Origin of the sequence: Xanthocytophaga flava, assembly GCF_030068545.1 — a bacterium.
GTDB lineage: Bacteria > Bacteroidota > Bacteroidia > Cytophagales > 172606-1 > Xanthocytophaga > Xanthocytophaga flava.
The window spans coordinates 1-12,419 of sequence record NZ_JASJOR010000026.1 but is presented as its reverse complement, the minus strand read 5'-3'; the positions used below and the strand labels follow the sequence as shown (position 1 = coordinate 12,419).

The 12,419-nt window shown below is 37.1% G+C and carries 14 protein-coding genes; 6 read left to right on the top strand and 8 right to left on the bottom strand.

Features of this window, described 5'->3' with window-relative positions:
- Window positions 1–45 precede the first annotated feature (45 nt).
- The 6 genes from QNI15_RS28810 to QNI15_RS28785 form a co-directional block, all read right to left on the bottom strand.
- Entirely contained in the window at window positions 46–312 is a 267-nt protein-coding gene (locus QNI15_RS28810) for a hypothetical protein (RefSeq protein ID WP_314035132.1), read from the bottom strand.
- Between the two features lie 79 nt (window positions 313–391).
- Window positions 392–1,153, bottom strand: coding sequence for an HNH endonuclease (locus QNI15_RS28805; RefSeq protein ID WP_314035131.1), 762 nt, complete (start codon window positions 1,151–1,153; stop codon window positions 392–394).
- Entirely contained in the window at window positions 1,137–2,249 is a 1,113-nt protein-coding gene (locus tag QNI15_RS28800) for a hypothetical protein (RefSeq protein ID WP_314035130.1), read from the bottom strand. Before QNI15_RS28800 ends, QNI15_RS28805 begins: the two co-directional genes overlap by 17 nt.
- Window positions 2,242–4,584, bottom strand: coding sequence for a sensor histidine kinase (locus tag QNI15_RS28795; RefSeq protein WP_314035129.1), 2,343 nt, complete (start codon window positions 4,582–4,584; stop codon window positions 2,242–2,244). Before QNI15_RS28795 ends, QNI15_RS28800 begins: the two co-directional genes overlap by 8 nt.
- Window positions 4,574–5,812, bottom strand: coding sequence for a DNA cytosine methyltransferase (locus QNI15_RS28790; RefSeq protein ID WP_314035127.1), 1,239 nt, complete (start codon window positions 5,810–5,812; stop codon window positions 4,574–4,576). The genes QNI15_RS28795 and QNI15_RS28790 overlap by 11 nt, the downstream gene beginning before the upstream one ends.
- Window positions 5,787–6,200: a very short patch repair endonuclease gene (locus tag QNI15_RS28785; protein ID WP_314035126.1), complete on the bottom strand. Its 414-nt coding sequence runs from the start codon at window positions 6,198–6,200 to the stop codon at window positions 5,787–5,789. The genes QNI15_RS28790 and QNI15_RS28785 overlap by 26 nt, the downstream gene beginning before the upstream one ends.
- A gap of 737 nt (window positions 6,201–6,937) precedes the next feature.
- Here QNI15_RS28785 and QNI15_RS28780 point away from each other — a divergent pair.
- The 5 genes from QNI15_RS28780 to QNI15_RS28760 all read left to right on the top strand — a co-directional run bounded on the left by QNI15_RS28780 (window position 6,938) and on the right by QNI15_RS28760 (window position 9,366).
- Window positions 6,938–7,357, top strand: coding sequence for a hypothetical protein (locus QNI15_RS28780; RefSeq protein WP_314001897.1), 420 nt, complete (start codon window positions 6,938–6,940; stop codon window positions 7,355–7,357).
- 89 nt (window positions 7,358–7,446) lie between these two features.
- Complete coding sequence (locus QNI15_RS28775; protein ID WP_314035124.1) at window positions 7,447–7,701, top strand: hypothetical protein; 255 nt, start codon at window positions 7,447–7,449, stop codon at window positions 7,699–7,701.
- A 389-nt stretch (window positions 7,702–8,090) separates the two neighbouring features.
- Complete coding sequence (locus tag QNI15_RS28770; protein ID WP_313983627.1) at window positions 8,091–8,276, top strand: hypothetical protein; 186 nt, start codon at window positions 8,091–8,093, stop codon at window positions 8,274–8,276.
- A 45-nt stretch (window positions 8,277–8,321) separates the two neighbouring features.
- Window positions 8,322–8,612, top strand: a complete 291-nt coding sequence (locus QNI15_RS28765; RefSeq protein WP_314035122.1) for a hypothetical protein — start codon at window positions 8,322–8,324, stop codon at window positions 8,610–8,612.
- A 232-nt stretch (window positions 8,613–8,844) separates the two neighbouring features.
- Window positions 8,845–9,366, top strand: a complete 522-nt coding sequence (locus QNI15_RS28760; protein ID WP_314035120.1) for a lysozyme — start codon at window positions 8,845–8,847, stop codon at window positions 9,364–9,366.
- Between the two features lie 72 nt (window positions 9,367–9,438).
- Here QNI15_RS28760 and QNI15_RS28755 read toward each other — a convergent pair whose 3' ends face one another.
- Window positions 9,439–10,455 (bottom strand): hypothetical protein, encoded by a 1,017-nt coding sequence (locus QNI15_RS28755; protein ID WP_314035118.1) that lies wholly within the window; start codon window positions 10,453–10,455, stop codon window positions 9,439–9,441.
- A gap of 518 nt (window positions 10,456–10,973) precedes the next feature.
- The gene (locus tag QNI15_RS28750) at window positions 10,974–11,573 is read right to left on the bottom strand and encodes an FMN-dependent NADH-azoreductase (protein WP_314035115.1); all 600 of its coding nucleotides are present in this window, start codon (window positions 11,571–11,573) and stop codon (window positions 10,974–10,976) included.
- Window positions 11,574–11,690: 117 nt separating this feature from the next.
- Here QNI15_RS28750 and QNI15_RS28745 point away from each other — a divergent pair, with 117 nt between their 5' ends.
- Complete coding sequence (locus QNI15_RS28745; protein WP_314001881.1) at window positions 11,691–12,056, top strand: winged helix-turn-helix transcriptional regulator; 366 nt, start codon at window positions 11,691–11,693, stop codon at window positions 12,054–12,056.
- The last annotated feature ends 363 nt before the right edge of the window (window positions 12,057–12,419 follow it).

The following is a 12,419-nucleotide window of genomic DNA, read 5'->3' as shown; positions in this document are numbered from 1 at the left end:
TAGTGGATGATGGGATATGAATTATTAAGAATTCTCCTATTATATTTATAGCAGTAAATCGCTATTAAAATCACTCAAAATATCATTTACTAGATCGGTGATCTTATTTTCTTCTAACCAGTCACTTATTACATCTAAATCAATTCTTGCTTTTTTTGCATCTTCAACATTGTTTTGACTATGAGCTAGAAACCATTCTCTGCATTTAGAATATACATTGTTATAAAAAGAATCTAGTGATTCATATTTATCCTCAATAACTTTTTTTGAGCTTGGTGATAAATCGAAAATTTTTTGATAGCCTATTTTCATACTATTCAATTTTTGGGATTGATGAAAGGTTAATCCACAAAATACTAACATCTGTATTTTGTGAATAAATTATATCTATCTAACCTTTATAGATATTGGTTAAATGATAATGAAGGAAATCTCTATCAGGTAGAAATCTTTTAGGAAGGCTTATTTTCTGGTTTTTATAAGATTGAAAAAAAATAGCAGTTCCTGATGAACTTTCAAGCAGTTTTCCTGATATTTTAATTTCAAAGTCAGGAGTTATAGTAATTAGACCTTTATCAAATGCTTTATCATGTAAAGCATTTAAACAGATGCCATTACATGGATTTGTCCTATTACCTTTATCAATAGACCATGGTATAATATGACTTGCTATTAGTAACTCAGTCTGAGTAATTCCAGTAATACAGCATTTGGTTTCGTAAGAAGTCAAAACTGCATGTCTAAAAAATTGTTGATTAACACGTGCTTTTATTATAGTCTCTCTATCCCCTCCCTGTGGAAGATCATCTATTCTTATTGAGGTTGTTTGAGTTATTGGCTCTTGTTTATATCTGGCCAATTGTAATTCACTTTCATACGATAGTCTTTCCCAATCTGCATGAAACTCCTTCCATATTTCTTTTTCACCTTTGCTGCCATTTTTTAAACCGGAAATATTTCTCTGTTTTAACACAGGGTCGAGGCTTGCGAAGTTAGCCAGCTTAAATGAGACAGCTCCAGGTGATCTACCAATTAAAGATGCGAGTTCGATCACTGGTTTATATTTTTCATTTATCTTACTGAAAGGAATTTTACAGTACAGATTGAAAACTACAATTAACTCTTCTCTCGTCCAGTTATTTTTCTGCGACATCTCTATCTTTTTCCAATTTTATATGTTCTTTGGCTTCTTGTTCATCCCAGGGAGTAATACCAGATCTGAAGAAATACGCTCCAAATTTTCCAAGGATCTCGTTTGTAAGTTCATCACTTAAGGATAATGCAACTTTAAATTCGCTTAATAATATATCTCTTTTTATTATTTTATATTTCGATAAGAGAACCTTACCTCCTGCAAAAAGTGGGGATCGGGCCAGATATCTATCATACCCAGAAACTTTAGGATCACCTCTTAGTGCAGAAGTTATTGCATCTGATTTAGATGGAAATTCACTCGTGTCAATTTCACAAACTAGCAATTCTTGTGATTTAGCTACATTACATCGCGGCGTAATTATCAATAAGTATTCATTTGTTGTATTATGTTTTAAAATATCGCCTGTCCAAAGATCGATAGAACTAAGCCTTCTCAAATAATGTTCAACTGGATGTAATTTTAATTCCTTCTCATCAATGCTGGGTGCAAGTAATTTACTCATAAGTGACTTGACCGCAATTCTTGTAAATATTTCCTGAACTCTTTTTGGTTTATCTTCGGGCAGGGCTGTTACAGATTGAATTATATTTTCAATATCATTTTCAGTAGAAAACTGCTTTGTAAAAGCTTGATGTAAATCATCTATCAACATCTTTTCAACAATACCTTCAGAGCAGAATATGTCAAGAAATCCTGATTCCTGAAAAAACCGAATTTTTTCAGCTACCGGCTTAAACCCTAAAGTTTTATCAAATTTAAAAACAGTGCCACTATACTCAAAATCATAGTAGTTCGGCAGAAATCCGCTAAATATAAATATTGGAACTCTGAACTTTTGAAATTGCTCTTTAATTTCTTCACTAAACTCAGTTTGAATTCTGAGTAAATCTTTTTGCTGTCCTTTATCTCCCGTTAAATCAAAAATAAGAGCTTTAACCTCACTAGCTCTTTCATTTATAATATTCCTGAAGTCCTTTAAATTCTCACAACATACATATTCTAATTGAGTGTCTAATTGATCAAAGTAATGCTTTGAAGGGTCAAGGATTTTAACGCGATCATCATCTAAATGAACTATTATTCCCTTACTCATTGGCGTTTGGATTAGTTTTAGTGATTATAAAAGCTGGACCATTTTTCCCATTTTCGGCGGTTATATTCCAATTATTTCTACTTAAAGCACTTCGAGTGAAGGCTAATCCCAGACCTGTTGCATTCTTTTCCTGTCTGGTAGTTACTCCATAGTCAAAGATATATTCTATTAATTCTTTATTAATAAGAGGTCCTGAATTGCTTACCATAATCCCATCTTGATATTTGCTTAATCTTATTTCTCCTCCATTCTCTGCTTTTTTTAGCCAATAGACTGCATTATTAATAATATTAAGAAAGGCAATCCAGAATGCATATTCAATATCTTTAATCTCCCAGGTCTGGGACTCGTCATCTGCTAAAACTTTAATATTGAACTCCTCAAAATCAGATTTAAATAAGCTGCAGACCTTCTTGAAAGTATCATATGGTTTAAATATTTTAGTTCTGGTTCTGCCAATGGCTGGCTCCAACGAACCACGTAACTCTGTCAATACATCTACAGATATCGTTAAATTCTCTATATCTTTTAAGAAATGTTTTCTTGCAGAGTCAGGTAATTTTTCTTTTTTTAGCTCTAATGAGGATTGAGTAGTTTTTATTGTTGAAATTGGTTGTGCTATTTCATGGTAAACAAGCTCTATACCACTTCCTAATGAAGCCAGTCTTTCTGAAAAAGAAAGAGATTCTTCCATATTATCAAGAGAGGTCGATACTTCCTTGAAAAATTTTTCAGAGAATAACCTGATTTGTTCTATATTGGGATTTTCTCGGATACTCGCATAAAATTCTTCAAAGTTTGGTCTGCTATGTCTGCTTGATGGAACTCGTCCTAATCCATGTCGTAACCGATAATTGTATCGTCTTCTACCTAAGGTTTTAAATATGCTTGCGAGTGTATCCTTTACCTGAATAAAAGCTTTGTTTTCAAGAAAGCCTTCACGATTTGTTTTTTCTTCCAGAGTATCATTTTGCGGAGAATAAAAGAATACATATCCTAAAATTTGATTTGTATTAACATTCCGTCCTGGGTCCTGCACCCGCTTTTTCGATAATTCTATCCAATCTTCGACTTCTTCCCCATAAGGCTTAACGCCAAATCCGTTCTTCGAAACCCTTAAGCCTTGAAATGTTTTAAATGCGTTTCTGAATTCAGTTCCGGATTTTAATCCTGCCGATTTTGCCAATTTTTCCAGGTTATTATCTTCCTTATCACCTATATCATAAACTCTTATATCAAAATAATATTCACCTGCTTCATTTTTCCAGCTGTCAAAATGTCTTTTCTTAAACTCATCTTCAAATATTTCACTGACTGGAATTTCTACTCTTTCTTCCCTTTCATCTGTTAAAAGCCTCTTATAGGAAAGATATCCATCTACCTTACCTCCATTAGTAACCTTGCCATAAATCCTATAATCATAGGCAGATTGTACTGGAATAGGTGTTACTTCTTGCCATTCCAGCTCTTCCTTATTAGACACAAGCTTATTTATGCCAAAATCTATTGAGAACGAACTACGTTTATCTGCAATTGAATATGCTTTTTCAATTATTTTTTTCTCAACCAATTCTTCTTGTATACTGTAATTGAGACGTAATGGAGTAATCAGAGTAGCCAATGATTTATAGAACTCTGTATTTTTTAGATCAGGCTCTTTAAACAAATCCAGTTTTTCAAAATCGTCATGAAGAATTTTATGAACAGATTCGTCCATATCCTCTATCACTATCATTGTGCCTTTTACAAAGTCTTTAAAATTCTCATTCTTTAGAATCTGAATAAGTTTCTGGCTAGGTTCTACATTTCTTATCTTTATATACTCTTTTAAGGAAAATAATTTTGAAAAATCGTCAATGCTATCACCGGGAAATCGTATTTGATGTAAAAGTTTCTCTTCTTTGAAAAGTCCACGGTCTATGGTTATCCAGTTATATTTTTTATCTTCCTCTTTTTTAGTTATAACTGTTATAAATCGTCCCAAAGACATAGCAGCTAAGCGCCCAATACCTTTACTCCCCAAAAAATGCCTTTTGAAAATAGGGCTTAGTGCTCCTTTCTGTCTTTTTGTACTGACAGAAGGACGTAACCATGGTCCAAACAAAGTCTTATCATTCATCCCACTGCCATTGTCCTTAATAATAACAAACGATTGATCAAGTAAATCCTCCTGATTAAAATAGATATGGCACTTCAATGCATCTGCATCATATCCGTTTTTAATTAGCTCATTTAATGCTGTACTTGGATGTCCGATCAATTCTTCTCCCATTTGAATGATAGCCATCGCACCTGGTTGAAAAGAATGCCTTTTTGTTTTTATATCATTTGCCATTGAGCATTTCTTTAATTTTTTCAGCAATTCTAATTGCCATTAATGGAGGTACGGCATTCCCTATCTGCCGGAACGCTGCAGTTCTATATTGATCTTCTTTTACTCCTTCAAAATAATAATTATCTGGGAATGACTGAATCCTTGCTGCTTCCCTCACAGAAATAGACCTAAGTTGTTTTTTGTCAGGATGAATGAAATGATGTCCGTCTTTAGCAATATGTGCAATCATAGTATGAGGTTCATTTCCTACTACTTTAAATCTATCAAGAAAATCAGTTGTATTTTTCTGCGTTCGATCCTCTTGAGGAATTTGGTTATGTTTTAATCTTTCACCCTCTGCAAGTTTCTCTATTGCAAGTTCATAAATCTTCAAATCTCTCAAGTTGTGTGGCCTCGTAATATGCTGAGTAACAATATCTATCCCATTTCTAAGTTCTTTTGAAAGAAGATATTCATTTGGAATAGCAGCATATTGGTGAAATCTGTTATTTTCACCAGGAGCAATTTCAGGTAAATCAGAAAATATATCATCCCTGGTATATCTTTGTTGTTCACATATAAAATCAGGATAAGAAAGTTGCAGTTCCTTTTTCCAGCCAATTATAATAACTCGTTTTCTGTTTTGAATAACACCAAAATCTATGGCATTTAATAATTTTGCTTCTACTTCGTAACCAAGGCTTTTGTAATAATTCTGTAAATTCTTGTAGTGTTTTCCATCTGCTGATGAAAGAATACCTGGTACATTTTCAAAAACAAAAATTTTAGGATTGTATTTATTCAAAAACTTACCATACTCAAGGTATAGAGTAGTTCTTTCATCATTCTTTTTGTGCTTTAATGGAGCCCTTCCAACAATAGAATATGCCTGACATGGCGGTCCTCCAATAATAACATCAATCTGTGTAGTTGGTGTTAATTCGTCGATCTTATCAAAGATGAACTGGTTACTTTTTCCAATAGCTGCATTTATTACAGTGCTAAGAGTATTATCTGGAATTAAGGCATATAAATCTTTCCTCTTAATTTCGCCCTTTAAGTATGAAATATAAGATTCTGACTGCTTATTTTGCTTTAAATAGTGAAATGCCAATCTTGTTTTTAGAGTAAGGCAGGCTGCCTTATCTATTTCCACATGTGCTATAGGTCTGAAATCGGACTGTATAAATCCTTCTGATAGACCACCTGCTCCCGCAAATAAATCAATGTAGGTTAGTGATGAGGTCATTAAGTATGATTTCGCGTGATTTAACTTTTAATTCGCACTCAAATATCGTTAAAACCCTCCAGCCTGCCAGAATTAGCTCATTAAAACTTTCTTTGTCTTTTTCTTTATTTCTATTAATTTTATCTAACCACCACTCTGTACGGGTTTTAGGAATTACATAATATTTACAGCCTTCATGCCCATGCCAGAAACAACCGTGAATAAAAATAACTGTTTTGTACTTTGGCAATACTATATCTGGCTTTCCTGGTAATTTCTTTCCATGCACCCGATACCGATATCCCTTAGAAAATAAAAACTTTCTAACGATCATTTCCGGCTTGGTATCTTTTCCCCGGATACGACTCATGTTATAGCTTCTCGTTTTTTTATCGTGTACGTCTGTCATAAAAAGGTTTTTTATAATAAACGTACAAATGAGATACCAGGTATCAGCTCTTTATCTATCTAATGGGTAGTTATACCATATCTAAAACCGCCATTTAATAATATGTTTGATATACATATTCAAAAGTAGCTTTTATCAATTGTTACCAAAATGAAAAATATAAATAATATTACAAGCTGTACAACAGACTATTACATGTATTTTTTGCTTGTTTTTACAAATAAAGTATGCTGCACTGCAAAATCCGTAGAAAACATACATTAAGCCATTAATAAGTAATTAATCACCTTTTGGCTACTGTAAAAACCTGTAAAAAGTCAAACGGGAAAAATACCCTTTTTAATAAGGCGTTTTTTAGCTTTTATCCAGATGAATCTCATCTATTTACTACACCTACTCTAACTACTCGTTATCTATTATATCCTTCCTATAAAGTCCATCTCTGCCCCACACTTACTATCTTCAATTCTATTTATCCAAAAGCTACACCCATAAGTACAACATCACTGAACTAAAACAAACTAATCATAAGCAAACTGCGCCTTTTGACCGTTGTTATGCTGATCAAAACTACGGTCAGTTTCGTGTATGTAGAATGCCGATATTTGTAAAGTCAATCAGCCAGAGCCCCAGCTTGTCGCGAAAAGCTTGCCACGCCCTGGGAGTGGATCGGGGAAAAATCTGAGTCTGATGACGGCATTCTCTATCTATAACCCCTTACACAAACTGATTTATTTATGGCACTATCTATAGCCCTATTGACCTCAAGAACCGACTGTGACAAGGTTCTTACCAAGTTAAGTGACATCAAAGAAAACCTGGAGTTTCGGCAAATCTCCCTGACGCGTAGCAAAGACAATGCAGCTGAGCGGGCGTCAGATATCGATGCCGATCTGGCAGCAGCGGAAGCCGAGGTGGAATCGCTGATTGCGATCATTGCAGCCCTTCCCGAAAGTGCCACCAAAACTGAGATGGAAAACCGTAAAGTACGCGCCGACTATCGGTTGTTTACATTGCAGCAACGCAAAGCCCAGTTTGGTACTACTGCTGTGATCCTGTACGAGTCAGAACTAGACGAAATCGAACAACGGTTGTTTGTCATAGATGGCTCTATGTCGGAGGTAACCACTCACAAAGCTACCCTGCCTGCTACCTAATCTGGTAGGTAAGTACCCCACGAAGCAGTAGCACCACAGTCTACTGCTTCTTTTTTATCGGATTTGTTTCACTATACGCTTTATTCTTTATGAAAACCCTGATTCTGGTATCGGCCTTGTGTTTTGTGACGGGTGTGGCTCTGGGTGTGTTTGCCGAACATTGCCTGAACCCAACGGAAGTATATGCCTGTGAGGTAATTGATTACAACCAGATCGAGGCAATTGTGGCTAAACACGCAGTTGCCCCTCAGATACAACCACTGGATGTAGAGAAGATCAAGCACGTTCGTCAGTTTACGTATGCCCCCGTGTTTTGTGTAAAGGATACATGTAACGGTCGGTAAATTATTCTGATTGGCGCAGAAGATGCTTGGTATGATCCGATCCAATGTAGAGGTGCACCTGTGTGCGCCCGGTTTCCCACAGACCGCGTTTGTAACAATCCGAGCCATGTAGGGGCGACTGGCGGTCGCCCACATTCCCGCAGACACGGCATGGATACATCCGAAGGTTTTGTTTTTTTAAACCCAATCTTTCGCGAATGGAACCAGGGCGACCACCAGTCGCCCCTACAGGGTGTCGGACTAATCCAAACATTCGTTGCGACGATCCAGGCGAATACGCGGGTTCGCCCCTACATTGGTTCGGATTGTTTCATGCCGAGTTTGCGCCTACCAGGGCGATCTGCCAATCGCCCCTACAGTTCTTATTCATTATATAACCCCAACATCACATGGCAAAATCAATATATGATTATATCCAGTTTGTGCTAAACAACTGGAAAACCTCAACCCTGGGTTTGTTTACGTTCTCAGGATACATTCTCTGGCTGGTGAATCGCATCGACACGCAGTCGTTCGTTTCACTGCTGGCCTTTATTTCAACGGTTGGCTTCTTTTCGATGCGTGACCCTAAATAATTCATATCGTCAATACTCTAAACATTCTATACACACCTTATTCCTATGACTATCACATCTGTTTCTGATCTATCAATTTCTGACGAGAGCCTGATTATTGAAAACCTCTGTCTGACTCTTACCAATGAGCAACTGGCTTTTGAGAAAAAACTGCTCGAAAACGAAAACTTGCGCCTTCAGCATCTGCTTAGTGACAAAGAACTGGAGATGGAAATGCTCAGAGAGCAAATCGATGAACTGGATGGCGAAAACCAGGACCTGCATATGGAAGTCACCGAACTGCAGGAAGAAATCGCCGATCTGACGGAAACAGTAAACGACATGCTGGAAGGCTAATCACACACCGGATCATATGTCTATCAAAAATAGTATGATCCGGCTTATCATTCTTCCCGTCGTTGGTGTTATTCACCAACGACATCTTTCCCCGTTTATCTTGTTTGAATCACGGGTTTTCCCCGTCGTTGTGCGTTTTCACCAACGATCTGTTTCCCATCCTTTAGATTGTTAAAAACACATAACTAAGGAAGATTACAATGTCCTATATTCTCTATTTATCTCTACCCCTATGAAATTTCAATACCTGATTATACACTGCACCGCCACTCCTGCCGGACGCTGGATCTCGGCTGATGATGTAAAACGCTGGCACACCAAACCCAAACCCTATGGCAACGGTTGGAAGCAAGTCGGCTACTCGGATCTGATCCTGCTTGATGGCTCCCGTCACCAGTTTGTCAAACACAACAACGACCAGATCATTGACACCTTCGAGATTACAAATGGTGTGGCTGGCATTAATGCTATCTCCCGACATCTGTGTTATGTAGGTGGTCTGGACTCTTCCCATAAAATGCCACTGGACAGTCGCACCCCTCAGCAGATTTCGTGTATGCTGGATATTATCAGCGAGGTACTGGGCTATGCCCCTAATATAAAGATTGCCGGACATAACCAGTTTGACAACAAAGGCTGTCCAAGCTTCTTTGTCCCCACCTGGCTCAGGCAGTTAGGCATTCCGGAACACAACATCGAGTGGCGTGATCCGTTTGGCTATGAACGCTATTTCAGACAGAATTGGAAACGGTAACGTGTATTGATTGTGATTCTCTGCCAGATTAGATGTACAATATTGGATTCAATAAAATGATATATATGCATTTTATCGAATCCAATATTGGGGTGCACTCATTTCGATTTCCGATTTTTCTGCAAACCACATATAAAACTCAATCGCCTCATTTTTAGAACTCTTGATTGAATACATTTTTCCATCTGCAGGAATAGCCAGTGTGGCATTATGTGAAGCTGTGATCGGATAATGCACAAACTTATATTGTCCGGAAACTGCAAACATAATGTACTTTCCATCAGATGACCATTGCGCCTTATAGAGAGAATAATCAGAGTCTGTGATTTGCGTTAAGCCAGTTCCATCTATATTCATAATCCACAAGTTTTTGTCAATATCCCGGTCTGAAAACAAAATCTTTTGCCCATCTGGACTTATATCTATCTTCCATCGGCCATTAAATAAATTAAAGGTTAGGAATCTGCTGGTATTCCCTGTTGCAGGATCACCCACCTCTAATCCGTCTATCTGATAATTATTCAGGTAAAGAAGTATTCTGCCATCAGGTAGCCATTCAAATTCATTATATCCATTAAAAACCCTGTAAGGAGTAGTCTCTGTTAGCTTATATACATATACCCTTGCTGGCCTGTCAAATTTTGAACCATAGGATACAGCTACCTGAGTGCCGTCAGTTGAAAACTTTATATCCCATGGACCTTCGGGTAGATCTTCTATTGGAATCTGCTGCAAAAGCTTTTCTGTAGCCAGATCATAAATCGAGATATTACTTGATACCTGCCAGCCTTGTTTTTCTGTTGTCAGAAGTGCTATTCTTTTTTGAGCACGGTCTATATCAAAAGAAGAACTGATTAGGGACTTGGAAGAAACAGAGTTAGGCGTTTCCTTCACATATGTATCAAAATATACTGTGTCACTGCTTCCATCTGCAACATTGATCTTAATAATACATTGTACTGGATAATTGTTTGCAGAACGTAATGAAGTTTGATAAATCCAACCTGTGTAAACTGGATTGATTTCATCGTCTTTTTTACATCCAAGGCAAATACTTATTAAAAGAAAAACTGTAAAGATTTGTTTCATAGGATTATACTAAGGCTGTAAAGCCAGAATCTGGTTATTATTTTTTAAGACTACACAAATGAGCATAAAGGTATCTCTTTTTTACATATAGCTGATGACTATTTGGATTAAAACGGACTTACCTCACACAAGAATTTTTAGCTTCTACCAAAGAATGGTTTAGAAGCTTTTTGCAAAGATATAGGCTCTTAAACTGTGCACTGAATTGTAATCGACGAATCATTATCTAAAAACAACGAATAAGCTTTGATACAGCATGAATATAATTCTATGAGCAAAAGCTTTGCAGATCTATAAAACAAAAATTCCCTGGAGGAAACCTTCAGGGAATTTTAGTAACAAACCACTTACAACCTAAATTTTATTTTTATATCTATGATCAGACGTTGCGTCTGAGGATATGTCTGCTTGACTTACATTACAAAGGTACTGCAATCAGACTAATTGTAAAGTCATAATACGTTCATTATCATACATGTATGCTTTCTATCCAGTTTTTGAAAGAAAGCGTCAAATAGCTAAACAGCTATGCTTTCAAGGGCCTTTTTTAACGCAGTTTCCTGCAATCCGGGGATTCCTGTTCCTTCCACACGAAACACACTTACGTCCGTAATGCCTAGAAATCCTAAGAAGTGCTTCATATAAGGTACAGCAAAGTCGTAGGCCTGCATCTGCTCATTGCCAAAAACACCTGCTGAACCAAAAGCGATATAGGCTTTTTTGTTTTTCAGTAATCCTTCCACTCCACTCTCACTATACCGAAACGTTAGACGTGCTCTTGCAATGTGGTCAAAATAGGCTTTCAGGCTGGATGTGATGGAGTAGTTGTACATAGGTGCCCCAATCACCAGAATATCTGCATCCTGAAGTTCGGCAACAGCCTCGTCTGACCTTCTTACAGCAAGCTCTTGCTCGGGTGTACGGCTTTCTTCCGGAGTAAAAAACGAACTGATCTGAATGGGTCCCAAATGAGGATAGGGATTTGCGGAAAGGTCAATTTCTTTAACCACTGTGTCAGGGTCTTTTGTTTTGATCCTGTCAATAATAGCGTTTCCTAACGTAAGCGTTAAGGATTCAGCACCGCGGGTGCTGGAAATAATGTGCAGTACTTTTGCCATGTCCGAATAGTTTAGATGGATACAAAGCAAAATTATATACCTTTACTACTCAAAAGTAAGTCGTATACTTTTGTATAGTGGTATACTAAACTATAGTTTCAACATAATCAATTAGTTATGAAGAAGATATCAGAGATGGAGAGCATCCGGGAATGCTCCAGCAATTATATTCTGGCAGTTAACGACACGATAAATGTAATCCACGGGAAATGGAAAGCTGCGATTATCTCTTCCTTGCTGTTCGGTAAAAAACGATATGGTGAGCTGCAAAAAGAAATCCCCAAAATCACTCCCCGGATGTTGTCCAAAGAATTACGGGATCTGGAAGCCAACGGAATGGTGATACGAACGGTTCATGATACAATTCCTGTCACTGTCGAATATGAATTAACTCAATCGGGCTATGCCTTCCAGCATGTACTGGATGTTATGCTGGAATGGGGATTAGAACACCGTAAAAGTATAATTGGCAGTACGAAATAGAGTTAAGAGGATTTTTTCTCCCCTCCTGGAACCTTTTCTTTCTCTAACCTTTTGAAAGTGCTTTTCTGCCCTATACTTCTGAGAGGCACTCTTCCTCTTCTATGCTTCCGAAATTTACATTCCGTTCTGTGCCCTTTTAAAGCTCTCTTGTCCTCTTTGTCCTTTTCTTTCTAGTCTATCATTCTAGAAAATCATGTCCCCTTCCTATCATTCTCTCCCTGTCCTTCTGAAAGAACCTCATATCTTGTAAAGGTTAAGAAAAAGTACAATTTTGAATAAAATACTTGGTTAGTAAACTATTCACCCCTTGTAAGAGCCCTAAAAGAAACATAGATATGTTGAGTAGGCTATTCTTTCAATACT